Consider the following 25,679-nt stretch of genomic DNA (forward strand, 5'->3'; position numbering starts at 1 on the left):
CCGTTAGAGGGGACGAAATATCGAAACATGCGCAAGATCGGGGCGGGTGAATGAGGCTTCTTTTTCTCGGAGACATGGTTGGCAAGACCGGACGCACGGCTGTCTGGGAGCGATTGCCCGGGCTGATTTCCGATCTGAAGCTGGATTTCGTCATCGTCAACGGTGAGAACGCTGCTGGTGGTTTCGGTATCACCGAGGATATCTATCTCGAGACGATCAATGCCGGTGCCGATGTTGTCACCACCGGCAATCACGTCTGGGATCAGAAAGAGGCGGTTTCCTTCTGCGAGCGCCATGACCAGTTCCTGCGGCCCGCCAATTACCCCGAGGGTACGCCGGGCAAGGGCTCGGGCATTTTTTATGCCCGCAACGGCGCACGCATATTGGTCGCCAACATCATGGGGCGGGTCTTCATGCATCCGGAGCTGGACGACCCCTTCAAGTCGGCGGAAAGCATTCTTGCTGCCTGCCCGCTGAAGGAACAGGCGGATGCCATCATCTTCGATTTTCACGCCGAGGCGACCAGCGAGAAACAGTGCTTCGGACATTTCGTGGATGGCCGTGCAAGCTTCGTCGTCGGCACCCACACCCATGTTCCGACGGCTGACGCACAGATATTGAACGGCGGAACCGCCTACATGTCGGATGCGGGCATGTGCGGCGATTATGACAGTTCCCTCGGAATGGACAAGGAAGAGCCGATCAACCGCTTTATCTCCAAGATGCCGAAGGGCCGCTTTGAGGCAGCGAGCGGGCCTGCCACGATCTGCGGTGTCGGGGTGGAGATTTCCGACCGGACTGGGCTTGCGGAAAAAATTGCGCCACTGCGCATCGGGCCGCGACTTTCGGAAACGCTGCCTTCCTTCTGGGTTTGATCCCGCCGAAGCGTTCACAATGACGAGAGTGCCAGCCTTCAGTTGCTGATGTAACTGGACGCTCGGCAAAACCTGTCCCATCCTCTCAGCTTCGCAAGTTCAGGGGAGTGGCATGATGCTGCGCGTGCTAATGCTTGCAATAACAGGACTGATCGCCTGTTCGGGAGCGGCCTTCTCCCAGTCGGCGAGCCGTCCTCCCGTCAGCCAGTGCCAGGCGATCGCCAGCGCCATTCCGGGCGTGATGTTCGCGCGCTTCGATGCGCGCAGTGTTCAGCTGGCTCAGGCCACGGCGAAGGAAGAGGTGAAAATCAGCTTCATCGGCCACTCCACCTACCTGATCGAAAGTCCCGGCGGGGTAACGATTGCCACGGATTATAACGGCGTCTATCGCCCTCCCGTCATGCCGACGGTGGTGACCATGAACCGGGCGCATTCAACACATTTCACCCTCAATCCGGACCCGGCCATTCAATATGTGCTGCATGGCTGGAGCGATACGCCGGGAGAAAAAGCCGAGCACAAGGTGCTCGTGGGCGACGTTTACATCCGCAATGTCTCAACCGACATCCGCAACCGCTGGGGAGATTATGAGTCTTTTCAGGAAAACGGCAATTCCATCTTCATCTTCGAGGTTGCCGGGCTGTGTATCGGCCATCTCGGCCATCTGCATCATGAGTTGACGGACACGCATTATGCCGAGATCGGCCGCCTGGATGTCTTGATGGTGCCTGTCGATGGTGGTTTGACCATGGGGGCCGACAGCATGAGCAGGGTGGTCAAGCGCCTGCGCTCCGCGCTGATTCTGCCGATGCATCGCACCGGCCCGCCGCTGGAGCAGTTTCTGACCATGTTTGGCGAAAATTTCGCTATCGCCTATGCAAGCGATCCGGTCATCCGGGTCTCGATGAGAAACCTTCCCCGCCAGCCGCAGATACTGGTGCCGAAAGGCATGTAAATGGCGACGGGCGGGGAAAGGCTCGGGGAGCGGGTTCTCAGGCGAAGGTGAGGTGCTGGCGAACGCCGACGTCGGGCGTCTTGTCATCCGACATGTTTGCCTTGGCGATTTCCCAGCCGAATTTCAGCGTACTGTCCGTCGAAGCCCAGATATCGGCATCATCGACATGCAAAGCCAGCATGGTCAGTTGCGGATCGCTCTTGCCGTGCTCGTACCAGGCGGCGGTGACTGAATTCCAGTATTCGTCGATCTTTGATTTGTCATCGCGCGCTTCGAGGACGCCCGAAAGGCAGGCGTGATAATCATGATCCTTGCCCACGAGGCAGAAATGTGCGCGGGATCCGGATTTGAGCGATTTTACCAGATCAGTATCTTTTTTGGAAAAAAACCAGATCGTGTTGGTCTTGGGGTCAGCGTGGGGCGCCATAGGCTGCATGTGACTGTGCAGGCCCTCAAGGCCGAGCATGCCGGCATGGACGGAATTGATCTCGTCCCAGAGCTGGCGGGCCGGGGCTTCTCTTGCTTCAGTCAGGCTGACCATATGTCTTCTCCTTCCGGTTTGGGGCTGCGGCGGAGTGGACAAGATGGCCTTCTCCGTCGCGTTCATGATCAGAACGAAGAGCGGATAAATCAGTTCCTTCTGTTGTTGCGGCAAGAGAAAGCGCCTGCGGGCTTGAACGATGAGCCTATCGCACTTATAAGGCCCGCAATCTCCAAATTACGATAAATCAGGTTTTCCATGGCTGGTCATTCACAGTTCAAGAACATCATGCACCGCAAGGGCAAGCAGGACTCCGTGCGGTCCAAAATGTTTTCCAAGCTTGCGCGCGAAATCACCGTTGCGGCCAAGACGGGCATGCCCGACCCGAACATGAACCCGCGCCTGCGTCTGGCCATCCAGAACGCCAAGGCCCAGTCCATGCCGAAAGACAATATCGAACGTGCCATCAAGAAGGCTGCGGGTGCCGAAGGCGAGAACTATGATGAGGTCCGCTACGAAGGCTACGGCCCTGGCGGCGTCGCCGTCATCGTCGAGGCGCTTACCGACAACCGTAACCGCACTGCCTCCAATGTACGATCCATCTTCACCAAGGCTGGTGGTGCGCTGGGTGAAACCGGATCGGTCTCCTTCTCCTTCGACCGTGTCGGCGAGATTTCCTATAAGGCGGAAGTCGGCGATGCAGACAAGGTGATGGAAGCGGCCATCGAGGCCGGTGCGGACGATGTTGAATCTTCCGAAGACGGCCACATCATCATCTGCGGTTTCGAAGCGATGAACGAGGTGTCCAAGGCGCTGGAAGGCGTGCTGGGCGAAGCCGAAAGCGTCAAGGCCATCTGGAAGCCGCAGAACACGGTACCTGTAGATGAAGAAAAGGCACAGTCGCTGATGAAACTCATCGACAACCTCGAGGACGATGACGACGTGCAGAACGTCTATTCGAACTTCGAAGTGTCGGAAGAAATTCTCGCCAAGCTTTCCGCCTGACGTTTTCACGTTCCTAAAAAAAGGCCCCGGCAGCGATCCGCTCCGGGGCTTTTTGTTTAGGCGGCCTTTTTGATGGATGTCCGCACGTCGGCGAAAATCTCGACCGACCGCAGCCGCTTTTCGATGTCGTGGATCGGCATCGAGACAATCAGTTCGTCAGCCTGTGTTTCAGCCAGAAAACCGTCGAGATGACGCTGGATCGTTTCAGGCGCGCCAACGGCGGCAAAACGCAACGTGTGCTCCACGGAGAAGCGCTCCATCTCGTTCCAGTAGCCTTCCATGCTGTGCACGGGCTTCGGGAACTGCGTCCGCACATTGCGCCGCAGATTGACGAATTGCTGCTGTGACGAGGTAAAGAGATGCTGCGCCTCCTCGTCGGTATCGGCGCCGACACCCATCACGCCCACCATCACATAGGGCTTGTCCAGCACCTCGGAGGGCTGGAAACGCTCGCGATAGATATGGATCGCTTCCATCAGCATGTCAGGGGCAAAATGGGATGCGAAGGAATAGGGCAGGCCAAGGGCTGCGGCCAGATGCGCACTATAGGTGCTGGAGCCGAGCAGCCAGAGAGGCACGTTCGAATTCATGCCGGGTACGGCGAGGATCGCCTGATCCTGCTGAGGCGGGCCGAGATATCTTTGCAATTCGACGATGTCGTGCGGGAAATTCTCCGCACCGGCGTCGAGATTACGGCGCAGCGCCCGTGCGGTTCGCATATCCGTTCCGGGGGCGCGGCCCAGGCCAAGATCGACCCGGCCGGGCAGAAGTGCTGCAAGCGTCCCGAACTGTTCGGCAATGACGAGCGGGGAGTGGTTGGGAAGCATGATACCGCCCGAGCCGACGCGGATATGTTTCGTGGCCGCACCCACATGGGCGATAACGAGCGACGTCGCGGCGCTTGCGATGCCGGGCATGCCGTGATGTTCGGCCAGCCATATGCGGTTATAACCTTGTTCTTCAGCCTTGATCGCCATCCGGCGGGAGTTTTCGAGCGCCGCGCTGACGCTCTCGCCCTCGCCGATGGGCGAAAGATCGAGAAGGGAAAAGGGGATCATCCGACGCTCCTGCGTAATCTGGGTCTTTGCAGCGGATGTAAGGCGCGTCTGCGGATTTACCAGACAGGTCGCGTAGAATTGAAGGATGGATCAAAAAAATTGGCCTTTACCAAAGGTCGGCATTGGCACAACTTTGGCCCTGACTTGACGTCTGTATCCGGGAATGTTGTCGTTTTGTTCACTTATCGCTGGCAGTCTCGCGGCCGGAAAGATAAGGTACCTCATGCAAAAGACGATTCGGATCATCGGCATCGACCCCGGACTACGGCGCACCGGCTGGGGCGTGATCGACACATTGGGAAACAGCCTGCGTTTCGTCGCTTCCGGCACGGTGACTTCAGATGGCGACATGGATCTCGCCTCCCGGCTTTGCCAGCTTCATGACGGCCTGGCGGAAATCGTGCACAGCCATCAGCCCGATGAGGCGGCTGTGGAGCAGACTTTCGTCAACAAGGACGCGGTGGCCACGCTGAAACTCGGACAGGCGCGCGGCATTGCCATGCTTGTTCCGGCGCGTGCCGGTTTGCCGGTGTTCGAATATGCGCCGAACGCCGTGAAAAAAGCTGTCATCGGCGTGGGGCATGGTGAAAAGCAGCAAATTCACATGATGCTGAAAATCCTGATGCCGAAGGCCGAGTTCAAGGGTAACGATGCGGCGGACGCCCTCGCGATCGCAATCTGCCACGCCCATAATCGCGGCGGTGACAGGATGCGTCGGCTGCTGGCGGCCGGTTAATTTTAAGTCTCATTGCAGCGGGCGCGATCATGATCGGAAAACTGAAGGGCAGCATCGAGGAAATCGGCACGGATTACGTGTTGGTGGATGTGCATGGCGTCTGTTACGTCGCCTATTGTTCGGCGCGCACGCTGTCGAAAATAGGCTCCGTCGGAGAGGCCGTGATCCTCTTCATCGAAACCTATGTACGAGAGGACCAGCTCAAGCTTTTCGGCTTTCTTTCGGCGCTGGAGCGGGAATGGTTCAACCTTTTGCAGAGCGTGCAGGGCGTCGGATCGAAAGTCGCTCTTGCGGTGCTTTCCACCCTGTCGCCCACCGAGCTTGCCAATGCCATAGCGCTCCAGGACAAGGCGTCAATATCGCGTGCGCCGGGGGTTGGGCCCAAAGTGGCCGTGCGGCTCGTGACCGAATTGCGCAACAAGGCCCCGGCTTTCGCGGGCGAGGCGTCCGGGGCTATCGGACTGAAGCAGGAACTCGGGGAGGGTGTAGCCTCCGCGCCGGTGGCGGACGCCGTATCTGCACTCACCAATCTCGGCTATTCGCGTGACCAGGCCGCCAATGCGGTCGCCGCGGCGCTGAAAAATGGCGGTGAGGGCGCGGATAGCGCCAAGCTGATCCGGCTGGGGCTGAAGGAGCTTTCACGGTAAGGTGAGCCCGTTACACAAGCGTCCGGATGCGGTGTTGAATTTCGTGACGGGCCCTGGCGCGACAGCCATGTTATAGCGGCGAAGACGACCTCATGAATTCTAGAAATAATGGAATGCCCTGAATGAGCGATGCGGACAGACTGATCACCCCTGAAAAGCGCGGTGAGGACATCGACACCACCCTGCGTCCGCAGTCGCTGGACGACTTTACCGGGCAGGCGGAGGCGCGCGCCAATCTCAAGGTCTTCATCGAGGCCGCCAAGAATCGTGGCGAGGCGTTGGATCACGTGCTGTTCGTCGGTCCGCCCGGCCTCGGCAAGACCACCCTGGCGCAGATCATGGCCAAGGAGCTTGGAGTGAACTTCAAGTCCACCTCAGGGCCGGTGATCGCCAAGGCGGGCGATCTCGCCGCGCTCCTGACCAATCTTGAAGAGCGCGATGTTCTCTTCATCGATGAAATTCATCGCCTCAACCCGGCCGTGGAAGAAATCCTCTATCCGGCGATGGAGGATTTCCAGCTCGATCTGATCATCGGGGAAGGCCCGGCGGCGCGTTCGGTGAAGATCGATCTTTCCAAATTCACGCTTGTCGCCGCCACCACCCGCCTCGGCCTCTTGACGACACCGCTGCGCGACCGTTTCGGCATTCCCGTGCGTTTGTCCTTTTACACGGTTGATGAACTGGAACTTATAGTCCGTCGCGGTGCGCGGCTGATGGGTCTCAACATGACGGATGAGGGTGCCCGTGAAGTGGCGAGGCGGGCGCGTGGCACGCCCCGCATTGCCGGACGGCTTCTGCGCCGGGTGCGCGACTTTGCCGAGGTGGCGCGGGCGGAAGCCGTTACCCGGGATATCGCCGACGAGGCTTTGACGCGGCTCTTGGTCGACAATATGGGTCTTGACCAGCTGGACATGCGGTATCTGACCATGATCGCCGTCAATTTTGGCGGAGGCCCGGTCGGCATCGAGACCATTGCCGCTGGACTGTCGGAGCCGCGCGACGCGATCGAGGATATCATCGAGCCCTATATGATCCAGCAGGGTTTCATCCAGCGCACGCCGCGCGGTCGTATCCTGACCGCCACGGCCTGGAAACATCTGGGCATGCAGCCGCCGAAGGATCTCGAGGCAGCACAGTTCCGGCTCACGCTTGAGGACGATTGAGGGGAACAAACCCGCCTTGCCGGCTTTGATCGTCTTTAGCACGGAGATGGTCATGTCTGGATATCGCAAGGGTACGAAGGTCCGCTGGAACTGGGGCACGGGTACAGGTGAAGGGAAAATCCTTGAAGTCTTCACCGAAGATGTCGAAAGAACGATTTCCGGTTCCACGATAAAGCGTAAGGCGAGCAAAGACGAACCCGCTTATCTCATCGAACAGGAAGATGGCGGCAAGGTTCTGAAAAGCAGATCAGAGCTCGAACGCACCGATTGAACGACGCCGTTAGGTGTTACGGGAGGGATGCCGATGCCTTATGATCCGCTGCGGATTTTCCGCAAACTTGCGCGCAACAACCGGCTCGCCAATTACCGGCTGCATCAAGCCTGTCTCCAGCTTTCGCAGGAGGCGTTTGTTGCCCGCCGCATCAGTTTCTTCCCGACGCTGCGTGCGACGCTCAATCATATCTACACTGTCGACCGCTTTTATATCGATGCGTTGCAGGGCGGCACACTGGGACTGGCCGCCTTTGCCGTAGAGGAACCCTTTGCCAACATGCTGGCGTTGCAAGGCGCCCAGACAGAGCTTGACGAGGTGTTGATCGCCCTTGTCGACGGGCTCGATGAAGATCGCCTCGCCGCTACTGTCAATATCCACCGCGGCAGGCGTATCCAGCAGGATCGCTGCGACGACGTTCTGTCGCATCTCTTCCAGCACCAGACGCATCATCGCGGGCAGGCGCATGCGATGCTGTCCGGGACCCCCGTCAAGCCGCCGCAACTGGATGAATTCATTGTGGGAGATGATGCAAAGGCGAGAAAAGACGAGATGGATGCATTAGGGTGGACGGAAACCGATTTGATGTTTCCAGCCCGCAGGCCTGCCCAATGACACACGATACCAAGCAGGACACCCGCATCCGCATCAAGTTCAAGCCGAAGCGCATTTTCCAGATGCGGGTCGCGGGGCTGGCCTTCCGCGATGGCCACGTCCTGGTGCACCGGGCCACACATGAAAAATTCTGGACCTTTCCAGGCGGGCGTGCCGAAATGGGTGAGCGCTCAGAAGAAACGCTGGCGCGAGAAATGGTCGAGGAGCTCGGTGTGGAAGCCAAGATCGGGCGGCTTCTCTGGGCGGTCGAAAATTTCTTCCATTACGAAGGCAAGGACTGGCACGAACTCGGCTTTTATTACCTGATGGACCTGCCGCAAACGCTTGCCTTTCATCCCACCGACATTATTCACCGTGTTCAGGATGGCGATAACGAGCTTGAGTTTCGCTGGGTCGCGGCAACCCGGCAGGCATTGACGGAGCTCGATATTCCCCCCTATTTCATCGCCGACGAAATAGAGAACCTGCCCAGGGCCACGCGACACCTTGTCTGGCACGACGGCGATCTGGACGATAAATGATCTCTCCGCCCCAACGTCACATGATCCGGTTGGATCGCAGACCGCAGCTTTTCAGCATGCGCGTGGCAGCCCTCATTTTTCAGAGTGATCATCTTCTGGTGCAGCGTGGCGCAGGGGATGACTACTGGGCCTTGCCTGGCGGTCGGGCTGAAATCGGTGAAAGCTCCGAGCAGACCATTGTTCGCGAGATCGGTGAGGAGCTTGATCGGACGTGTTCGGTGGAGCGCCTTTTATGGTCGGCCGAAAACTTTTTCGCCTATGACGGTTATTCGGCCCATGAGTTGGGATTTTATTATCTCGTTTCGCTGGGCCATGCCCTGCCATTCCATGAAAACCACATCGTCCACAGGGTGATGGATGGCGTTGAGGTCGAATTCCGCTGGCTGCCTTCACGAACTTCCGCGCTGATCAGGAACGATCTGCGCCCGCGCTTCATCGCAGAGCGCATCGAGGCCTTGCCCCTGCGGCACGAGCATCTGATTGTCCGCGAGGGCCGCTCTGACGCTACTGAAAATCCCAAGGAGACATTATGAGCGAGCTTTTGGTTTCGCTGTCGGGTGAACTGATCGAACACGGTCACCGCCTGATGCAACGCGTCTATTACGAGGACACCGATTTTTCCGGCCTGGTTTATCACGCGCGGTACCTGCATTTTCTTGAGCGCGGCCGTACCGATTACCTGCGTTGCCTCGGCTGTGAACAAAGTGCGCTTCTGACCGCTGATGAAGAAGGTCTGGTCTTCGTCGTGCATCGCATGGAGATCGATTTTAAAAGCCCCGCCCGGATGGATGACGTGCTGACGGTGACCACCATCACCGAGAAGGCCGGGGGCGCAAAAATGGTGCTCAATCAGGAAATCAGGCGCGGTGAAACGCTGCTCGTCGCCGCCAAGGTCATCATAGCCGTCATCAATGCCAATGGCCGGCCAAGGCGTCTTCCCGAGACGGTGGCGGAAAAATTTCTGAAGTAATTGACTGGCCGGATCAGTAAATCCGCCGGGCGTGGCCGGGTTGTAACACTCCTTTAACCATAATGGTGTCTTACTTTAGCAACTGGCATTTGTGCAGCGCACGCCTTCCTTTCACCAAATTTATTGGCAAGTAAGGCTTACTGGCAAGTATCGGGGTATGGCTAAGGGGTTGGCGGCTGTTGCCGCAGGACTTCGAGCGTTAACACGCGTTTGAATCGCCCGGTCCCGTACCGGGCGTTTGGATTCGGGGATTGGATATTTATGGAACAGGCAGGTTTGGCAGCGGCGACGCATGATGTAAGTCTCTGGGCGCTGTTTATGCAGGCGGGCCTCATCGTTAAGCTCGTGATGATCGGGCTTATCGCCGCCTCGGTCTGGACGTGGGCAATCGTCTTCGACAAATATGTGAGCTTCGGCAAGGCGAGGCGCCAGTTCGACCAGTTCGAACAGGTGTTCTGGTCGGGCCAGTCTCTTGAAGAGCTCTATCGGACGCTGGCGGAGCGCCAGAATGGCGGTCTGGCCGCAATTTTCGTTTCGGCCATGCGCGAATGGAAAAAATCCTTCGAGCGTGGCGCACGTTCGCCCATCGGCCTGCAGATGCGTATCGACCGGGCAATGGACGTGACCATGGCGCGGGAAAGCGAGCAATACGAGGCGCGCCTCGGCTCGCTCGCCACCATCGGTTCGGCCGGCCCCTTTATCGGTCTCTTCGGCACGGTTGTCGGTATCATGACCTCGTTCCAGGCGATTGCCGGTTCGAAGTCCACCAACCTCGCGGTCGTGGCTCCCGGTATCGCGGAAGCGCTTCTTGCAACCGCGATCGGCCTTGTCGCGGCTATTCCCGCGGTTATCGCCTACAACAAGTTCACGGCTGACGCGCACAAGCTTTCCGCCCGAATGGAAGGTTTCGCCGACGAATTTTCGGCAATCCTGTCGCGACAGATCGATGAAAAACTTCAGACACGGCAGGCCGCCCAGTAAGCGGCCGACTGCAATGCCGTCGAGTGATTTGCCGCAAGGCAAAACGGAGTAGATGATATGGGTATGTCAGCAGGTGGCAGCGGCGGCGGTTCCGGCGGACGCCGGGGTGGACGCGGCGGACGGCGCAGAGGCGGCGCGATCAGCGAAATCAACGTGACGCCGCTGGTCGACGTCATGCTCGTGCTGCTCATCATCTTCATGGTGGCGGCGCCGATGATGACTGTCGGCGTGCCGATCGACCTGCCGCAGACCTCCGCCAATGCGTTGAATTCGGACACGCAACCGATCACCATTTCCGTCAATGCCAATGGCCAGATCCATTTGCAGGAAACGGAAATCCAAGCGGCTGAAGTGGCGGACAAGCTGCAGGCAATCGCCACGACCGGCTATAACGAACGCATTTTCGTGCGCGCGGATTCCGTTGCCGCCTATGGCGTCGTTGCGGATGTGATGGCGCGTATCCAGGCGGCCGGTTTCAAAAACATCGGCCTTGTGACCCAGCAGAAACAGGACAATTGACGTAAAGCGATGAAGGGCAGCCTTACCACATCCGCGATCGTGCATGCGTCGCTTCTGGCTTTCGCCCTTGTCTCCCTGGGCTCGCCGGAACCCCTTGACGTGTCTCAGGCTGAGGCCTTGCCGGTGGAGCTGGTGCCGATCGAGGAACTGACCCAGATACAGCAGGGCGATAAAAATGCGCCCAAGGCGGAAAAATCCGCGCCTGTTCCAACAACCCGTCCCGATATCATCGAGAACGCGCAGAATATTGGCAATAACACCGCGGATATCGAGGCGCCGCCGACGCCGACCGCCAAGCCTAACGACAATATCGCCGCGGCCGCACCGCCAAAGCAGGAGAAGCCGCAGCCCGTCGTTGATACCAAAGCGAATGAGGTGAAGGAAATCGTGAAGGAGGAAACCTCGGCTCCCAAGCCGCAGGAAATGGCCGCCTTGCCGCAGACCAAGCCTGAAGTCGCACCGCAGCCCAAGACCGAGCCGCCGCCGCAGGAAACCAAGGCGGAAGAACCGCCGCCTGCCACGCAGGAGCCGGCAGAAATACCGGTGCCGCAGAACGTTCCCCGTCCGAATTCGAGGCCCGAGCCACCGAAGCCGGAAGAGCCGAAACAGGCCGAGACGAAGCCAGCGGAGCAAAAACCGGCCGAAAAGCCAGCTGAGAAAAAGCCGGATCAGGCAAAGTCGACGGACAAGCCTTCCGATAAGAAGCCCGGCGAGAAGAAGCAGGAGACTGCGAAGTCCGCTTCCTCGAAGGAAAGCGATTTCAACGCTGACGATATTGCCGCGCTGTTGAACAAGCAGGCGCCTTCCGGCGGCGGCGCAAAGCGCTCGACGCAGACGGCAGCCCTTGGCGGCAAGAAATCAACGGGCGGCTCGACGCTCAGCCAGACGGAAATGGATGCGCTACGCGGCGCGATCCAGAAGAACTGGCAGATCATTCCCGGCATGGCGGATGCCTCGGACGTTCGCGTCCGGGTGACCATGAAGCTCGACCGTGATGGCTCCATCATCGGTCGGCCCGAGATCGAGGCGACGGGCGGTTCCGAAGGGACGCGCCGTGCCCTTTCCGGCGGAGCTTATCGCGCCATCATGCGTTCTGCTCCGTTCACGAACCTTCCTGCCGACAAATACGATGCATGGAACGAAGTCGTCGTGAACTTCGATCCCAGTGAATTGCTATGAATGCTGAAAGGCCTGGCAACATGAAGATATTTTCGCCGATCCGGCTGGTGCTCGCTGTCGCGGCCCTCATGTCGGTTTTCTCCGCACCGGCTTTTGCACGGGTGGAAATCAATATCAACAAGGGTAATGTCGAGCCGCTGCCGATTGCCATCACCGACTTCATGTCGAGCGACGGCATCGGCGCGCAGGTCTCCGCGGTCATCGCCGCCGACCTGCAGCGGTCCGGTCTTTTTGCGCCGGTCAACAAGAACGCCTTCATCGAAAAGATCAGCAATCCGGATCAGCAGCCGCGTTTCGAGGACTGGAAAGTCATTAATGCGCAGGCGCTCGTTACCGGTCGCGTGACGCGCGAAAGCGACGGCCGCCTGCGCGCCGAATTCCGCCTGTGGGATACCTTCGCCAATCAGCAGATGACGGGCCAGCAGTTCTTCACCCAGCCTGAAAACTGGCGCCGTGTCGCTCACATCATCGCGGATGCCATCTACGAGCGCGTCACCGGTGAAAAGGGCTATTTCGATACCCGCGTCGTTTTTGTTTCCGAGAGCGGCCCGAAGACGGCCCGCAAGCGGCAGCTGTCGATCATGGACCAGGACGGTTTCAACGTCCGCAACCTGACCAACTCGAACGACATCGTCCTGACACCGCGTTTTTCGCCGAGCCGTCAGGAAGTCACCTACATGTCCTTTGAAGGCCAGCAGCCACGCGTTTATCTGCTGCAGCTGGAAACCGGACAGCGTGAAGTCGTCGGCAACTTCCCAGGCATGACGTTCTCGCCGCGCTTTTCGCCTGACGGGCAGAAGGTAATCATGAGCCTTCAGCAGGATGGCAACGCCAATATCTACACCATGGATCTGCGCTCTCGTACCACGACACGCCTGACCAACACGTCGGCGATCGATACGGCCCCGTCCTATTCGCCTGACGGTCAGCGTGTTGCCTTTGAAAGTGACCGTGGCGGCCGCCAGCAGATTTACGTCATGAATGCCGATGGTTCCGGCCAGCAGCGCATTTCCTTCGGCGATGGTTCCTATTCCACGCCGGTATGGTCCCCGCGCGGCGATCTGATTGCCTTCACCAAGCAGTCTGGCGGCAAGTTCTCGATCGGTGTGATGAAGACGGATGGTTCGGGCGAACGAATCCTGACCAGCGGCTTCCACAATGAAGGGCCAACCTGGGCACCGAATGGCCGCGTACTGATGTTCTTCCGCCAGAACGCGGGTGCGGGCGGTCCGCAGCTCTATTCGATCGATCTGACGGGCTATAATGAACAGCTCATCAAGACACCGACCTTCGCTTCAGACCCGGCCTGGTCGCCGCTTCTGGACTGATATGACTGCCATCACGGCGCCGGCTTGAACCGGTGCCGTGATGTTTTAAGCATACCACAGGGAAATGTGCCTCTTTCTTGCCGCAAAGTGTTGTGAGGGAGCAAAAAACTGGGACATTTCCTTTCTGTTAACCATAAGCGTTTGCCGGCTATTAACCGCGATCAGTTAGTGTCCGGCAACGTTATTGAAATCCTAAGGAGAGACCGGCGATGAGCCGTACACATATTTCGGCACTCAGCCCCATGCAGAAACTGGCCCGTAACCCGGCTGTCATCGCCATGACGCTCGCGCTTGCTCTCGCAGGCTGCGCGAACAAGAAGAACATGCCGAACAGCGCCGGTGAACTCGGCCTTGGTGGCGCAGGCTCTGCAACGCCGGGCTCCCAGCAGGACTTCACGGTCAATGTCGGCGACCGCATCTTCTTCGACACGGACTCCACCTCGATCCGCGCCGACGCCCAGCAGACCCTGCAGCGCCAGGCACAGTGGCTTGCCCGTTACCCGAACTACGCCATCACGGTTGAAGGCCATGCCGACGAGCGCGGCACGCGTGAATACAACCTGGCACTCGGCGCCCGCCGTGCGGCAGCAACCCGCGACTTCCTGGCCTCTCAGGGTGTTCCGGCAAGCCGCATGAAGACGATCTCCTACGGCAAGGAACGCCCGGTCGCGGTTTGCGACGACATTTCCTGCTGGTCGCAGAACCGTCGCGCGGTCACGGTTCTCGGCGGCGCAGGCATGTAATCGCCTGACGTTTTTGTGAACGTAAATAATGGGCGGTCTTCGGGCCGCCTTTTGTTTTTTTCATAGTTTGGCCGAAGTTAAGTTGCTTTTTCGGTCGATATGGAAAAAATCCGGCTTGCACTATTCCGGTGCAAATCAGTTAAGGCAGGACGAATGAGATGAAGAAACTTGTCGTGGCGGGAATGCTGGGGCTTGCAGCCTGCACCGGCTTGAGCGGCACAGCCGTTTCGGGTCCGCTGTTCGGTGCGGGGGGTAGCTTCGGCACGATCAATTCTCAGCAGCAGCCCCCGGTCGTCCGGGTTCAGGCCAATGAAGCCTATCGGGTTCAGCAGCTTGAAGAACAGATCCGGCAACTCAACGGCCGTATCGAGGAAATGAGCTTCCAGCTTTTGCAGATGCAGGAAACGATCCGCAAGGCGCAGGAAGACAATGAGTTCCGCTTCCAGGAACTGGAAAGCGGAAAGGGCGGAAGTCCTGCAGCAACGCCGAAAAAGAAGGCGGAGGCAAGTCCGGTGAGTCCGGCGACGCCCCCGACCGACGACGTTGCAACGATCATCGAAACGCCACCCGAGGGTGGCGCTTCCGTTTCACCGTCCGCTCCCTCCAGTGCTCCGACAGGCGCGCCGGGTGAGACCACGCTCGGTTCGATCGAACTTGATTCCAAGGGGATGCCTATTGGCGGCACGCTCAATTCAGGCGCCAACAATTCTTCCGGCAGCCTTCCCGGCGTGACAACAGGCAACAGCACGCGCAAGACCGATCCCGTCAATACAGCGGCGCTGACCAGCGAAGGCGATATCTACCAGGCCGCTTACGGTCATGTCCTTTCCGGTGATTACAAGCTGGCGGAGCAGGGGTTCCAGCAATATCTGCAGGGTTACCCCAAGGGCACGAAAGCCGCGGATGCGAGCTTCTGGCTGGGTGAAGCGCAATATTCTCAGGGCAAGTTCAACGAAGCCGCGAAGACATTTCTTAACGGCCACCAGGCCTATGGCAAGTCTCCGAAGGCTCCGGAAATGCTGATGAAGCTTGGCATGTCCCTTGCCGCTCTCGATAATACCGAAACGGCCTGCGCCACGCTGCGCGAGGTGCCGAAGCGTTACCCCAATGCCTCGAAGACCGTGCTGAACAAAGTCGCCAGTGAACAGAAGCGGCTGAGCTGCTGATCTTTTCCCTGCCATTGCGGCGGTCTTTTCATGCCGGTTGATGTCCGCATTCCGAATGAACAGCCAATTGCGCCGCTTGCGGCCGCACGGTCCTTTGTCGAAAAATTCCGCGAACCTGCGCATATTCTCGTCGCAATCTCCGGCGGCAGCGATTCCACCGGCCTGTTGCTGGCATTGCATGAGGTGATGTCCGAGAAGGGGCGCGATCTGCTTCGGCTTTCTGCCGTTACAGTGGATCACGCTCTGCGAGTGGAATCCGCCGATGAGGCCCGCAAGGTTGCGACACTTTGCGCCGAGCTGGGCATTCCGCACGTCACACGCCGGTGGGAAGGTTTAAAGCCGGTCTCCGGCATTTCGGAAGCGTCCCGTCTTGCCCGCTACCGGCTTATCGCGGAAGCAGCCGTCGCGTTCGATGCCGATCTCGTGGTGACGGGTCACACGGCCGGCGATCAGAGGGAAACCGTCGCGATGCGTGCTGCCCGCAACAGCGGCGAGGACAATCTCGGCCTTTCCGGCATGGCGGACGCGGTTTTATACGCTCGGCGCCATTGGATCATGCGGCCATTCCTGAGGTGTGAAAGGCAGGCGATCCGCGATTACGTGTCGTCCCGTTCGCGGCGCTGGCTCGACGATCCAAGCAACGAAAATCCACGATTTGAGCGTGTTCGCATGCGGCAGGCCTTGCCTGATGTTCCGCTTCCGGCCGATGGGGGAGAGGCGGAAAAAAGGCGTATATCCTCTGAAAAAACGGCAGTTTTCCTGCGCGCACACGCCGAGGTCTTTTCTGGTGCGCTCGCGAAATTGCAGCCGGACGGCGTGTCGCCTGATCGGGCGGATTTCCGGCACGGGCTGGCAGTGCTGATAGCAAGTCTCGGCGGGCGGCCCTATCTGCCGGCCGCGGGCAGCATGGAGCGCGTTCTTTGCTTCCTTAAAACCGGCAATTACGGACGTATGACAGTCGGTCGTGTCCTGCTCGATCGCCGACGGGATGGGCTATATATCTTCCGCGAGCAACGAAATCTGCCGGAGCTTCGTCTTGAGGCATATCAGAAGGGCCTGTGGGATGATCGCTTCATCGTGGAAAACCGGTCGCCTTTCCCTGTCCGGGTCAGCGCGGAGGAGGCTGGTACTGGAGCGGGTTTTCCATCGGTGCCGCCGGGAGTGACCAGATTGGCGCTATCGGGCCTTCCGCAAATCGCCGCAGCGGAAGCGGGGGAAACGGTCGGGGAGTTGACGGTCGATGTGACGCCAAGGCTGGCGCCCTTCGATCTTTTTCTGCCACGCTTCGACCTTGAGTTGGCAAATACGATCGCTGTTTTGTTCGGACGGCCGGCATATCCACAGCCCCCGGTTTAAATCGGGCCTCATTTTCGTGAATTGCCTTGGAACAGTTTTTACACCAAAACGCATCAGATAATGCGCTTTGCCTTGGCAAGGGCAGATGTCGTCCTTATGTTAAGGGCACGTAATAGCGGGCAGTAGTTGTGCCCGTGTGAGTTCGGGGAGTTCGATGAACCCAAATTTCAGAAATTTCGCCTTGTGGGCCGTGATCGCCCTCTTGCTGATCGCGCTGTTCAGCATGTTCCAGACGTCGCCGACGCAAACGGGTTCACGGGAAATTCCGTATTCCCAGTTTCTCCGCGACGTGGATTCCGGGCGAGTTCGCGACGTGACCGTCACCGGTAACCGGGTTCTCGGAACCTATACCGAAAACGGCACGGCCTTTCAGACCTATTCCCCCGTCATCGACGACAGCCTGATGGAGCGCTTGCAGAGCAAGAACGTGACCATCGTGGCGCGCCCGGAAAGCGATGGCTCCTCGGGCTTCCTGAGCTATCTCGGCACGCTTCTGCCGATGTTTCTCATTCTTGGCGTCTGGCTGTTCTTCATGCGGCAGATGCAGGGCGGTTCGCGCGGTGCGATGGGCTTCGGCAAGTCCAAGGCCAAGCTCCTGACGGAAGCCCATGGCCGCGTGACGTTTGACGACGTTGCCGGCGTGGATGAAGCCAAGCAAGATCTTGAGGAAATCGTGGAATTCCTGCGTGACCCGCAGAAGTTCCAGCGCCTCGGCGGCAAGATTCCGCGCGGCGTTCTGCTTGTTGGTCCTCCGGGCACAGGTAAGACACTTCTGGCCCGCTCCGTCGCAGGTGAAGCCAATGTGCCGTTCTTCACGATTTCCGGTTCGGATTTCGTGGAAATGTTCGTTGGCGTCGGTGCCAGCCGTGTGCGTGACATGTTCGAGCAGGCAAAGAAGAATGCGCCTTGCATCATTTTCATCGATGAAATCGACGCCGTCGGCCGCCATCGTGGCGCCGGCCTCGGCGGCGGTAACGACGAGCGCGAACAGACGCTGAACCAGCTGCTGGTTGAGATGGACGGTTTCGAGGCGAATGAGGGCATCATTCTCATCGCCGCCACCAACCGTCCTGACGTTCTCGACCCCGCACTTCTGCGTCCCGGCCGTTTCGACCGTCAGGTTGTCGTGCCGAACCCTGATATCGTTGGCCGCGAACGCATCCTCAAGGTGCATATCCGCAACGTGCCGCTCGCGCCGAATGTCGATCTCAAGGTTCTGGCTCGCGGTACCCCCGGTTTCTCGGGTGCCGATCTGATGAACCTCGTCAACGAAGCCGCCCTCATGGCCGCCCGCCGCAACAAACGCGTGGTGACCATGCAGGAGTTCGAAGACGCCAAGGACAAGATCATGATGGGCGCGGAGCGCCGCTCTTCCGCCATGACCGAGGCCGAAAAGAAGCTGACCGCCTATCACGAAGCCGGTCATGCCATCACCGCTCTGAAGGTTGCCGTGGCCGATCCGTTGCACAAGGCAACGATCATCCCGCGCGGCCGCGCACTTGGCATGGTGATGCAGCTGCCGGAAGGCGACCGCTATTCCATGAGCTACAAGTGGATGGTGTCGCGCCTCGTGATCATGATGGGTGGCCGCGTTGCCGAAGAACTGACCTTCGGTAAGGAAAACATTACCTCGGGCGCGTCTTCGGATATCGAGCAGGCAACCAAGCTCGCCCGCGCCATGGTGACGCAATGGGGCTTTTCCGATGCGCTCGGCCAGGTCTCCTATGGTGAAAACCAGCAGGAAGTGTTCCTCGGCCACTCCGTTTCGCAGTCGAAGAACGTCTCCGAAGCCACAGCCCAGACGATCGACACGGAAGTTCGCCGCCTGATCGATGAGGCCTATGCCGAGGCTCGCCGCATTCTGACGGAAAATCACGATGGTTTCGTTGCGATTGCCGAGGGTCTGCTTGAATACGAAACCCTGACGGGTGACGAGATCAAGGCCCTGCTGAAGGGTGAGAAGCCCGCCCGCGATCTGGGCGACGATTCTCCGGGCAGCCGTGGTTCCGCAGTGCCGAAGGCCGGCACCAAGAAGGACGGTCCCAGTGAAGTGAAGGGTGACGGCGAAGCAAAGGGCGACGGTGAAGCCGAAGGCGGCATGGAGCCGCAGCCGCATTGATCGACCGCGTCTGTTAGAAATTGTAAAAGGCCATCCGGGTTTCCGGGTGGCCTTTTCATTTTGGTAACAAGATATAAGCCATTTTTGCGGTAATTTACGTGCTGTTTATCGTGGTTTGTGGCATCTAGCCAAAAACGCTTCCGGCTGTTTTCAGCTTATGCCGGAATGCTGGAAAAGATTTGGAGTTAAAATGGCACGCCGTTATTTCGGAACCGATGGTATCCGCGGACAATCGAACGTCTTCCCCATGACGCCTGATCTGGCGATGCGGGTTGGCATTGCCGTCGGGACGATTTTCCGCCGTGGCCATCATCGCCATCGTGTCGTCATCGGCAAGGATACGCGCCTTTCCGGCTATATGCTGGAAAACGCCCTGGTTGCCGGCTTCACCGCCGCCGGTCTCGATGTCTTCCTGCTCGGCCCCATCCCGACGCCTGCCGTCGCCATGCTGACCCGCTCGCTGCGCGCCGATATCGGCGTGATGATCTCGGCCTCGCACAATCCCTTCTCCGACAACGGCATCAAGCTTTTCGGGCCTGACGGTTACAAGCTTTCCGATGAGCTGGAGCTGGAGATTGAAGACCTCCTCGACAAGGATATCTACGCCCAACTGGCGAAACCTGCCGAAATCGGCCGAGCGAAGCGCGTCGATGGCGACATCTATCGTTATATCGAGTTCGTGAAGCGCACCCTGCCGCGCGACGTGACATTGAGCGGCCTGCGAATCGCCATCGACTGCGCCAATGGCGCGGCTTATAAGGTGGCGCCCGCGGCTCTCTGGGAACTCGGCGCGGAGGTCGTCACCATCGGCAACGAGCCGAACGGCATCAACATTAACCTCGAATGCGGTTCCACGCACCCGGAAGCCCTTCAGAAAAAGGTCCACGAGGTGCGGGCCGATATTGGCATTGCGCTGGATGGTGATGCGGACCGCGTCATCATCGTTGATGAACGCGGTGAGATCGTTGATGGCGACCAGCTGATGGCCGTCATCGCCGACAGCTGGGCCGAAGACAACACGCTCCGCGGCGGTGGCATCGTCGCAACTGTCATGTCCAATCTCGGCCTTGAGCGTTTTCTTGGCGACAAGGGCCTCACCCTTGCCCGCACCAAGGTGGGCGACCGCTATGTCGTCGAACACATGCGCAACCACAATTTCAATGTTGGCGGCGAGCAGTCCGGCCATATCGTGCTGTCGGATTACGGCACGACGGGGGATGGGCTTGTTGCGGCATTGCAGGTTCTCGCAAAGGTCAAGCGCTCCGGCCGCACGGTGAGCGAGGTTTGCCGCAAGTTCGAGCCCGTGCCGCAGCTTTTGAAGAATGTCCGTATCTCCGGTGGCAAACCGCTGGAAAACCCGGTCGTGCAGCAGGCAATTGCGGATGCGGAAAGTGCGCTTGCCGATAATGGCCGTCTCGTCATCCGCCCTTCCGGCACCGAACCGCTGATCCGCGTGATGGCGGAAGGCGACGATAGCGCGAAGGTGGAGCGTATCGTCAATGATCTTGTCGGCATCATCGCGAATGCCCGCTCTGCCGCGTGAGGCATAGCAACAATAAATCAGCAAAAAGCCGGCTTTCCGCCGGCTTTTTCTTTGAGTATATACTAATAAATATAGTGAATGAGCGTGGTTAATCGGGACTTAACCATTTTACGTCAATCTCCATGACTGAACAGTTCACTGGCATCTGCTGCCGCAAACGCACGTGCCTCTTCTGGAGTGGAAGTCATGAAAAACGCCCTGGCCGGATTTCTGGCCGTCCTGCTGACCGGCACCAGCGCCATTGCCGCCGATCTTTATCAAGCTGAGCCTGCGCCGACCTATGCTCCCGAAGTGGAGATCACCCAGGCAAGCGGCTGGTATCTGCGTGGCGACGTCGGTTATTCTTTCAATAAGCTGCGTGGTGCCAATTATTATCAGGGTGGCCCTGGTGGCTATCTCGCTGATTTCGATACCGCGAAGATCGACGATAGCTATGTCATTGGCGCCGGTGTCGGTTATCAGTTCAACAACTATTTCCGCAGTGACGTGACCTTCGACTATATGGGCAAGTCGGATTTTCGTGGCTCCACGAGCGGTTTCTGCGGTTCCGTTCCCGGCCGCTGCGTCTCGGAGGATCTTAGCTCGGTTCGCGCCTACACTCTGATGGCAAATGCCTACGTTGATCTCGGCACTTACGGACGCGTGACGCCGTATGTCGGCGGTGGTATCGGCGGCTCCTACGTCAAGTGGGACAAGCTGCGCAACACATCCTGCAGTGTCAATGGTCTTGGCTGCGACCCGACCACCGAACACGGCGGCAGGGGCAAGTGGCGTTTCGCTTACGCCCTTATGGCCGGCGCATCCATTGATGTTACCTGTAATCTGAAGGCCGATATCGGTTACCGTTTCCGTCACATCAACAAGGGCGACATGTTCGCTTATGAGAATGGCGGCGGCCCCGGTCGTGACAAAGGTCTTTATTCGCATGAGGTACGCGTTGGTGGCCGTTATGTCTTCAATGGCTGCGATACCGCTCAGTACATGCCGCCTGCCGATATTCCGCTGCAGCCTGCCGTCTACAAATAGACGTCACGTCCCGCTGATAGTTTCGGGCCGTCCGCATCCTCCGGGTGCGGGCGGTTTTGTTTTATCGGCATGTGGCAAGGGACATGACGCATATGGACCAAGATTCTTCTGCGTAGCGACATATTCCGCTTGACTGGGATCGGCGACAGGAATAGCAACGGCGTCAGGACACTCCACCCTAACGTGGAGCGCCTATCTGGAAGGGTAGTCAAATGACAGATATCGTGAAGCCGGACGTCCGTCCGGGCAATACGCATTTTTCCTCTGGTCCCTGCTCGAAGCGCCCCGGTTGGTCGCTAGATGCTCTCTCCGATGCGCCGCTCGGTCGCTCGCATCGCGCCAAGGTTGGCAAAGCCAAGCTGAAGCAGGCCATCGATCTCACCCGTGAAGTTCTTGATGTTCCCGCCGATTATCGCATCGGTATCGTTCCCGCATCCGACACCGGCGCCGTTGAAATGGCGCTCTGGTCGCTGCTCGGCGAACGTGGTGTCGATATGCTGGCCTGGGAAAGCTTCGGCGCCGGCTGGGTCACCGACGTCGTCAAGCAGCTGAAGCTGAAGGACGTTCGCAAGTTCGAGGCCGATTACGGCCTGCTGCCGAACCTTGCCGAAGTCGATTTCGACCGCGACGTGGTCTTCACCTGGAACGGTACGACCTCTGGCGTTCGTGTTCCCAACGCCGATTTCATTCCCGCCGACCGCAAGGGCCTGACCATCTGCGACGCCACCTCGGCGGCTTTCGCGCAGGATATGGACTTTACGAAACTCGACGTCGTCACCTTCTCCTGGCAGAAGGTTCTGGGCGGCGAGGGCGGCCATGGCGTCATCATCCTGTCGCCGCGCGCCGTTGAGCGTCTCTTGAGCTACGCACCGGCATGGCCGCTGCCAAAAATCTTCCGCATGGTTTCCGGCGGCAAGCTGATCGAAGGCATCTTCACCGGTGAAACCATCAACACGCCGTCCATGCTCTGCGTTGAAGATTATATCGACGCGCTGCTCTGGGCAAAGAATCTCGGTGGCCTGAAGGCGCTGATTGGCCGCGCCGATGCCAATGCCAAGGTTATTTACGACTTCATCGAGAAGAACGACTGGATCGCCAACCTGGCCGTGAAGCCGGAAACTCGCTCCAATACGTCTGTTTGCCTCAAGATCGTCGATCCCGAGGTCCAGGCGCTGGATGCCGCGGCACAGGCCGATTTTGCCAAGGGCGTCGTCGCCCTGCTCGAAAAGGAAAATGTCGCCCTCGATATCGGCGCTTACCGCGACGCCCCGTCCGGTCTGCGCATCTGGGCCGGCGCCACCATCGAGACGGCTGATATGGAAGCCGTCATGCCCTGGCTCACCTGGGCTTACCAGACGCAGAAGGCAGCACTTTCCAAGGCTGCCGCCTGATTTGATACCGGCCCTGCGCTGATGCAGGGCCGCATAGTTCCCGCTTTCAAAACTGCACCGTTTTTCAAGGAGCCCGTGAACCATGGCACCTCGCGTACTCGTATCCGACGAACTGTCGGAAACCGCCGTCCAGATTTTCCGTGATCGTGGCGTCGAAGTCGATTTCCAGCCGAAGCTCGGCAAGGACAAGGACAAGCTTGCCGAAATCATCGGCAATTACGATGGCCTGGCTATCCGCTCTGCCACCAAGGCAACCGAAAAGCTGATCGAAGCCGCCACCAACCTCAAGGTCATCGGCCGCGCCGGCATCGGCGTCGACAACGTTGACATCCCGGCTGCCTCGCGCCGCGGTATCATCGTCATGAACACGCCATTCGGCAACTCCATCACAACGGCAGAACACGCGATTGCGCTGATGTTCGCCGTCGCCCGCCAGCTTCCTGCAGCCGACAGTTCCACGCAGGCCGGCAAGTGGGAAAAGTCGAAGTTCATGGGTGTCGAAATCACCGGCAAGACGCTCGGCGTCATCGGTGCGGGTAACATCGGTTCGATCGTTTGCTCGCGTGCACTTGGCCTCAAGATGCACGTTCTCGCCTACGACCCCTTCCTGTCGCCGGAGCGCGCGCAGGAAATGGGCGTCACCAAGGTTGAGCTGGACGAGTTGCTAGCCCAGGCCGATTTCATCACCCTGCATGTGCCGATGACCGACAAGACGCGCGGCATCCTCAACGCTGAAAACCTTGCCAAGACCAAGAAGGGCGTACGTATCGTCAACTGCGCCCGTGGTGGTCTTGTGGATGAAGCTGCCCTTGCGGACGCCATCAAGTCCGGCCATGTCGCCGGTGCCGGTTTTGACGTGTTCGAAGTCGAGCCCGCCACCGAGAGCCCGCTTTTCGGCCTTCCGAACGTCGTCTGCACGCCGCATCTTGGCGCTTCGACCACGGAAGCACAGGAAAACGTTGCCCTGCAGGTTGCCGAGCAGATGTCGGATTACCTCGTCAAGGGTGCCGTGTCCAACGCCATCAACATGCCGTCGATCACGGCTGAGGAAGCGCCGCGTCTGAAGCCCTTCATCCGTCTCGCGGATGTTCTCGGGTCTTTCGTCGGCCAGGTACAGGAAAGCGCCACCAAGGAAATCGAAATCCTTTATGACGGTGCAACCGCCAACATGAACACGAAGGCGTTGACCAGTGCATTGCTGGCCGGCCTCATCCGCAGTCAGGTTGCCGACGTGAACATGGTTTCGGCCCCGGTCATGATCAAGGAGAAAGGCATCATCCTTTCCGAGGTCAAGCGCGACAAGACCGGCGTTTACGACGGTTACATCAAGCTGACGGTGAAGACGGAAAACCAGATCCGCTCGGTTGCCGGCACGGTGTTCTCGGATGGCAAGCCACGTTTCATCCAGATCAAGAACATCAACATGGATGCCGATGTCGGATCGCACATGATCTACATCACCAATACCGACGTTCCCGGCATGATCGGCTTCATGGGCACCACGCTCGGCGAGGCTGGCGTCAACATCGCCAACTTCCAGCTTGGACGTGAAAAGGAAGGCGGCGACGCCATCGCCCTGCTTTATGTCGACGGTCCGGTTTCCGAAGAGGTGCTGGACAAGCTGCGCGCCAACCCGGCCATCCGCCAGGTCAAGCCGCTGACGTTCAACGTCGACTGATCTATCGTTCCTCCCAAGGGGACAATAGGAACCGGTGCGGGGGAAACCCTGTGCCGGTTTTTGTTTTTCCAGCTTTCGATTTGCGGCAGATTTCACGCGCCTCACGCCTTGGTTGCATATCACAAAAAATTTAAGCCGAGCGGTCTAAAAATGATGATCATGAGTTGCTATATCGCCTGTTGAGATGCCGCTCATGGGAGGGCGGCCAACAGGAGATAACGATGTTTGCTGCCTTTCGGCGCTTCAAGGGTTTGTTCGCAGTCGCCGCGCTTGGTATCGCGGTGTCTTTTGTGGCGGTTGATATGGCAGAAGCACGTCGCGCCAGCGGCGGTTTCGGCAGCCGTGGCACGCGGACCTACTCCGCTCCGCCTTCGACCAGCACTGCGCCCGGCCAGACCGCGCCGATTAACCGCAGCATGACGCCCAACACCAACCAGGCAGCTCCTGGCGCTGCTCAGCCGGCACGTCCTGGCGCACAGGCGCCGCAGCAAAATCGTGGCCTCTTCGGCGGCATGATGGGCGGTCTGATGGGCGGCCTGCTGATGGGCGGTCTGTTCGGCATGCTTCTGGGTGGCGGTTTCGGCGGCATGGCCGGTTTCTTCGGCATGTTGCTGCAGGTTGCGCTGATCGGCCTTCTGGTCATGCTCGCCATGCGTTTCTTCGCGTCGCGCCGTCAGGGCCAGCCCGCTTATGGATCGGCCAACGGCTCGCACCGCACGGATCATTCCGGCTCCTCCTATAATGGCGGTTCGCAGGCGGGTCCGGCAGCATCCTCGTTCAAGATTCCGAAGATCGGCGCGATGGCCGGCGCTGCGGGCGGAGCGGCTGCTGCTGCCGCAACGGCAAAGCCCACGCCCCATGCCAACGCCATCTCGGAAGGCGACGAAATCGGCATCACGCAGGGCGACCTCGAGACGTTCCAGAAAATGCTGGAAGACGTGCAGGCTGCCTATGCCGCCGAGGATTATGGCACATTGCGCAAACTGACGACGCCCGAAGCCATGTCTTATCTCGCTGAAGAACTCAGCGATAACGCGACCAGCGGTGTGAAAAACGACGTGCGCGAGGTGACGCTACTGCAGGGCGATGTCGCCGAAGCATGGCACGAAGAAGGGCAGGACTACGCGACAGTCGCGATGCGCTACTCTGCCATCGACGTGATGCGCGACCGCACCTCGGGCAAGGTGATCGAAGGTGACGAGCAACATCCGTCCGAATCGGTGGAAATGTGGACCTTTGTCCGCCGCCCCGGCAACGACAACTGGCAGGTCGCCGCCATCCAGGCCGCCGCCTGACGAATCAGAGCCTCTTAAACGGATAAGGCCCGGCGGTCGCTTCACCGCCGGGCCTTTA

26 protein-coding genes are annotated in these 25,679 nt (G+C 59.1%); 24 read left to right on the top strand and 2 right to left on the bottom strand.

Going from position 1 to position 25,679, the window contains the following annotated elements; genetic code table 11:
* Window positions 1–50: 50 nt before the first annotated feature.
* Together WA845_RS09850 and WA845_RS09855 are read left to right on the top strand one after the other, a co-directional pair.
* Complete coding sequence (locus WA845_RS09850; protein ID WP_004445757.1) at window positions 51–875, top strand: TIGR00282 family metallophosphoesterase; 825 nt, start codon at window positions 51–53, stop codon at window positions 873–875.
* 112 nt (window positions 876–987) lie between these two features.
* Window positions 988–1,830: an MBL fold metallo-hydrolase gene (locus tag WA845_RS09855; protein WP_112556209.1), complete on the top strand. Its 843-nt coding sequence runs from the start codon at window positions 988–990 to the stop codon at window positions 1,828–1,830.
* Between the two features lie 37 nt (window positions 1,831–1,867).
* On the opposite strand, the gene WA845_RS09860 is transcribed toward WA845_RS09855, so the two are convergent.
* Complete coding sequence (locus WA845_RS09860; protein WP_004445753.1) at window positions 1,868–2,371, bottom strand: pyridoxamine 5'-phosphate oxidase family protein; 504 nt, start codon at window positions 2,369–2,371, stop codon at window positions 1,868–1,870.
* A 198-nt stretch (window positions 2,372–2,569) separates the two neighbouring features.
* On the opposite strand from WA845_RS09860, the gene WA845_RS09865 reads away from it, so the two are divergent.
* Window positions 2,570–3,316, top strand: a complete 747-nt coding sequence (locus WA845_RS09865) for a YebC/PmpR family DNA-binding transcriptional regulator (RefSeq protein WP_004445751.1) — start codon at window positions 2,570–2,572, stop codon at window positions 3,314–3,316.
* A gap of 56 nt (window positions 3,317–3,372) precedes the next feature.
* Here the strand turns inward: WA845_RS09865 and WA845_RS09870 are convergent, their stop codons facing one another.
* On the bottom strand, window positions 3,373–4,374 hold the full coding sequence (locus WA845_RS09870; protein WP_004445749.1) for an LLM class flavin-dependent oxidoreductase: 1,002 nt from the start codon (window positions 4,372–4,374) through the stop codon (window positions 3,373–3,375).
* 223 nt (window positions 4,375–4,597) lie between these two features.
* On the opposite strand from WA845_RS09870, the gene ruvC reads away from it, so the two are divergent.
* The 21 genes from ruvC to WA845_RS09975 all read left to right on the top strand — a co-directional run bounded on the left by ruvC (window position 4,598) and on the right by WA845_RS09975 (window position 25,621).
* Window positions 4,598–5,110: a crossover junction endodeoxyribonuclease RuvC gene (gene ruvC, locus WA845_RS09875; protein ID WP_004445748.1), complete on the top strand. Its 513-nt coding sequence runs from the start codon at window positions 4,598–4,600 to the stop codon at window positions 5,108–5,110.
* 29 nt (window positions 5,111–5,139) lie between these two features.
* Entirely contained in the window at window positions 5,140–5,757 is a 618-nt protein-coding gene (gene ruvA, locus WA845_RS09880) for a Holliday junction branch migration protein RuvA (RefSeq protein WP_004445745.1), read from the top strand.
* Window positions 5,758–5,879: 122 nt separating this feature from the next.
* A complete protein-coding gene (gene ruvB, locus WA845_RS09885) occupies window positions 5,880–6,920 on the top strand; it encodes a Holliday junction branch migration DNA helicase RuvB (RefSeq protein ID WP_004445743.1) in 1,041 nt (346 codons plus the stop codon).
* A 52-nt stretch (window positions 6,921–6,972) separates the two neighbouring features.
* On the top strand, window positions 6,973–7,191 hold the full coding sequence (locus WA845_RS09890) for a DUF2945 domain-containing protein (RefSeq protein WP_004445742.1): 219 nt from the start codon (window positions 6,973–6,975) through the stop codon (window positions 7,189–7,191).
* Between the two features lie 33 nt (window positions 7,192–7,224).
* Window positions 7,225–7,806 carry a DinB family protein gene (locus WA845_RS09895; RefSeq protein ID WP_112556207.1) on the top strand — a complete coding sequence of 194 codons (582 nt, stop codon included), beginning with the start codon at window positions 7,225–7,227 and terminating at the stop codon, window positions 7,804–7,806.
* Window positions 7,803–8,327 (top strand): NUDIX hydrolase, encoded by a 525-nt coding sequence (locus WA845_RS09900; RefSeq protein ID WP_034497288.1) that lies wholly within the window; start codon window positions 7,803–7,805, stop codon window positions 8,325–8,327. The genes WA845_RS09895 and WA845_RS09900 overlap by 4 nt, the downstream gene beginning before the upstream one ends.
* Entirely contained in the window at window positions 8,324–8,860 is a 537-nt protein-coding gene (locus WA845_RS09905) for an NUDIX hydrolase (RefSeq protein ID WP_034497285.1), read from the top strand. Before WA845_RS09900 ends, WA845_RS09905 begins: the two co-directional genes overlap by 4 nt.
* Window positions 8,857–9,297: a tol-pal system-associated acyl-CoA thioesterase gene (ybgC, locus tag WA845_RS09910; protein WP_004445735.1), complete on the top strand. Its 441-nt coding sequence runs from the start codon at window positions 8,857–8,859 to the stop codon at window positions 9,295–9,297. Before WA845_RS09905 ends, ybgC begins: the two co-directional genes overlap by 4 nt.
* Window positions 9,298–9,558: 261 nt before the next feature.
* The gene (gene tolQ / locus WA845_RS09915; protein ID WP_003523238.1) at window positions 9,559–10,278 is read left to right on the top strand and encodes a protein TolQ; all 720 of its coding nucleotides are present in this window, start codon (window positions 9,559–9,561) and stop codon (window positions 10,276–10,278) included.
* Window positions 10,279–10,335: 57 nt separating this feature from the next.
* Entirely contained in the window at window positions 10,336–10,797 is a 462-nt protein-coding gene (tolR, locus tag WA845_RS09920; RefSeq protein WP_004445732.1) for a protein TolR, read from the top strand.
* A 9-nt stretch (window positions 10,798–10,806) separates the two neighbouring features.
* The gene (locus WA845_RS09925) at window positions 10,807–11,976 is read left to right on the top strand and encodes a hypothetical protein (protein WP_072493288.1); all 1,170 of its coding nucleotides are present in this window, start codon (window positions 10,807–10,809) and stop codon (window positions 11,974–11,976) included.
* Window positions 11,977–11,996: 20 nt separating this feature from the next.
* Window positions 11,997–13,304: a Tol-Pal system beta propeller repeat protein TolB gene (gene tolB, locus WA845_RS09930; protein ID WP_004445729.1), complete on the top strand. Its 1,308-nt coding sequence runs from the start codon at window positions 11,997–11,999 to the stop codon at window positions 13,302–13,304.
* Window positions 13,305–13,513: 209 nt separating this feature from the next.
* Window positions 13,514–14,047: a peptidoglycan-associated lipoprotein Pal gene (gene pal / locus WA845_RS09935; RefSeq protein WP_004445728.1), complete on the top strand. Its 534-nt coding sequence runs from the start codon at window positions 13,514–13,516 to the stop codon at window positions 14,045–14,047.
* A gap of 158 nt (window positions 14,048–14,205) precedes the next feature.
* Complete coding sequence (ybgF, locus tag WA845_RS09940) at window positions 14,206–15,213, top strand: tol-pal system protein YbgF (protein WP_022563043.1); 1,008 nt, start codon at window positions 14,206–14,208, stop codon at window positions 15,211–15,213.
* A gap of 30 nt (window positions 15,214–15,243) precedes the next feature.
* A complete protein-coding gene (gene tilS / locus WA845_RS09945; RefSeq protein WP_112556202.1) occupies window positions 15,244–16,569 on the top strand; it encodes a tRNA lysidine(34) synthetase TilS in 1,326 nt (441 codons plus the stop codon).
* Window positions 16,570–16,723: 154 nt separating this feature from the next.
* Entirely contained in the window at window positions 16,724–18,688 is a 1,965-nt protein-coding gene (gene ftsH / locus WA845_RS09950; RefSeq protein ID WP_004445722.1) for an ATP-dependent zinc metalloprotease FtsH, read from the top strand.
* A 190-nt stretch (window positions 18,689–18,878) separates the two neighbouring features.
* Complete coding sequence (gene glmM, locus WA845_RS09955; RefSeq protein WP_004445721.1) at window positions 18,879–20,231, top strand: phosphoglucosamine mutase; 1,353 nt, start codon at window positions 18,879–18,881, stop codon at window positions 20,229–20,231.
* Between the two features lie 186 nt (window positions 20,232–20,417).
* Window positions 20,418–21,257: an outer membrane protein gene (locus WA845_RS09960; protein WP_004445720.1), complete on the top strand. Its 840-nt coding sequence runs from the start codon at window positions 20,418–20,420 to the stop codon at window positions 21,255–21,257.
* Window positions 21,258–21,469: 212 nt separating this feature from the next.
* Window positions 21,470–22,648 carry a phosphoserine transaminase gene (locus WA845_RS09965; RefSeq protein ID WP_022563040.1) on the top strand — a complete coding sequence of 393 codons (1,179 nt, stop codon included), beginning with the start codon at window positions 21,470–21,472 and terminating at the stop codon, window positions 22,646–22,648.
* Between the two features lie 82 nt (window positions 22,649–22,730).
* Window positions 22,731–24,326: a phosphoglycerate dehydrogenase gene (gene serA, locus WA845_RS09970; RefSeq protein ID WP_080864757.1), complete on the top strand. Its 1,596-nt coding sequence runs from the start codon at window positions 22,731–22,733 to the stop codon at window positions 24,324–24,326.
* A 221-nt stretch (window positions 24,327–24,547) separates the two neighbouring features.
* Complete coding sequence (locus WA845_RS09975) at window positions 24,548–25,621, top strand: Tim44 domain-containing protein (protein WP_022563039.1); 1,074 nt, start codon at window positions 24,548–24,550, stop codon at window positions 25,619–25,621.
* Window positions 25,622–25,679 lie beyond the last annotated feature (58 nt).

Source organism: Agrobacterium sp. CMT1, assembly GCF_037203725.1.
Classification (GTDB): domain Bacteria; phylum Pseudomonadota; class Alphaproteobacteria; order Rhizobiales; family Rhizobiaceae; genus Agrobacterium; species Agrobacterium pusense.

Excerpts from the sequence above, each read along its gene's own strand:
- WA845_RS09850 (WP_004445757.1), top strand. The coding sequence starts at position 51 with ATGAGGCTTCTTTTTCTCGGAGACATGGTTGGCAAGACCGGACGCACG.
- WA845_RS09855 (WP_112556209.1), top strand. The coding sequence starts at position 988 with ATGATGCTGCGCGTGCTAATGCTTGCAATAACAGGACTGATCGCCTGT.
- WA845_RS09860 (WP_004445753.1), bottom strand. The coding sequence starts at position 2,371 with ATGGTCAGCCTGACTGAAGCAAGAGAAGCCCCGGCCCGCCAGCTCTGG.
- WA845_RS09865 (WP_004445751.1), top strand. The coding sequence starts at position 2,570 with ATGGCTGGTCATTCACAGTTCAAGAACATCATGCACCGCAAGGGCAAG.
- WA845_RS09870 (WP_004445749.1), bottom strand. The coding sequence starts at position 4,374 with ATGATCCCCTTTTCCCTTCTCGATCTTTCGCCCATCGGCGAGGGCGAG.
- ruvC (WP_004445748.1), top strand. The coding sequence starts at position 4,598 with ATGCAAAAGACGATTCGGATCATCGGCATCGACCCCGGACTACGGCGC.
- ruvA (WP_004445745.1), top strand. The coding sequence starts at position 5,140 with ATGATCGGAAAACTGAAGGGCAGCATCGAGGAAATCGGCACGGATTAC.
- ruvB (WP_004445743.1), top strand. The coding sequence starts at position 5,880 with ATGAGCGATGCGGACAGACTGATCACCCCTGAAAAGCGCGGTGAGGAC.
- WA845_RS09890 (WP_004445742.1), top strand. The coding sequence starts at position 6,973 with ATGTCTGGATATCGCAAGGGTACGAAGGTCCGCTGGAACTGGGGCACG.
- WA845_RS09895 (WP_112556207.1), top strand. The coding sequence starts at position 7,225 with ATGCCTTATGATCCGCTGCGGATTTTCCGCAAACTTGCGCGCAACAAC.
- WA845_RS09900 (WP_034497288.1), top strand. The coding sequence starts at position 7,803 with ATGACACACGATACCAAGCAGGACACCCGCATCCGCATCAAGTTCAAG.
- WA845_RS09905 (WP_034497285.1), top strand. The coding sequence starts at position 8,324 with ATGATCTCTCCGCCCCAACGTCACATGATCCGGTTGGATCGCAGACCG.
- ybgC (WP_004445735.1), top strand. The coding sequence starts at position 8,857 with ATGAGCGAGCTTTTGGTTTCGCTGTCGGGTGAACTGATCGAACACGGT.
- tolQ (WP_003523238.1), top strand. The coding sequence starts at position 9,559 with ATGGAACAGGCAGGTTTGGCAGCGGCGACGCATGATGTAAGTCTCTGG.
- tolR (WP_004445732.1), top strand. The coding sequence starts at position 10,336 with ATGGGTATGTCAGCAGGTGGCAGCGGCGGCGGTTCCGGCGGACGCCGG.
- WA845_RS09925 (WP_072493288.1), top strand. The coding sequence starts at position 10,807 with ATGAAGGGCAGCCTTACCACATCCGCGATCGTGCATGCGTCGCTTCTG.
- tolB (WP_004445729.1), top strand. The coding sequence starts at position 11,997 with ATGAAGATATTTTCGCCGATCCGGCTGGTGCTCGCTGTCGCGGCCCTC.
- pal (WP_004445728.1), top strand. The coding sequence starts at position 13,514 with ATGAGCCGTACACATATTTCGGCACTCAGCCCCATGCAGAAACTGGCC.
- ybgF (WP_022563043.1), top strand. The coding sequence starts at position 14,206 with ATGAAGAAACTTGTCGTGGCGGGAATGCTGGGGCTTGCAGCCTGCACC.
- tilS (WP_112556202.1), top strand. The coding sequence starts at position 15,244 with ATGCCGGTTGATGTCCGCATTCCGAATGAACAGCCAATTGCGCCGCTT.
- ftsH (WP_004445722.1), top strand. The coding sequence starts at position 16,724 with ATGAACCCAAATTTCAGAAATTTCGCCTTGTGGGCCGTGATCGCCCTC.
- glmM (WP_004445721.1), top strand. The coding sequence starts at position 18,879 with ATGGCACGCCGTTATTTCGGAACCGATGGTATCCGCGGACAATCGAAC.
- WA845_RS09960 (WP_004445720.1), top strand. The coding sequence starts at position 20,418 with ATGAAAAACGCCCTGGCCGGATTTCTGGCCGTCCTGCTGACCGGCACC.
- WA845_RS09965 (WP_022563040.1), top strand. The coding sequence starts at position 21,470 with ATGACAGATATCGTGAAGCCGGACGTCCGTCCGGGCAATACGCATTTT.
- serA (WP_080864757.1), top strand. The coding sequence starts at position 22,731 with ATGGCACCTCGCGTACTCGTATCCGACGAACTGTCGGAAACCGCCGTC.
- WA845_RS09975 (WP_022563039.1), top strand. The coding sequence starts at position 24,548 with ATGTTTGCTGCCTTTCGGCGCTTCAAGGGTTTGTTCGCAGTCGCCGCG.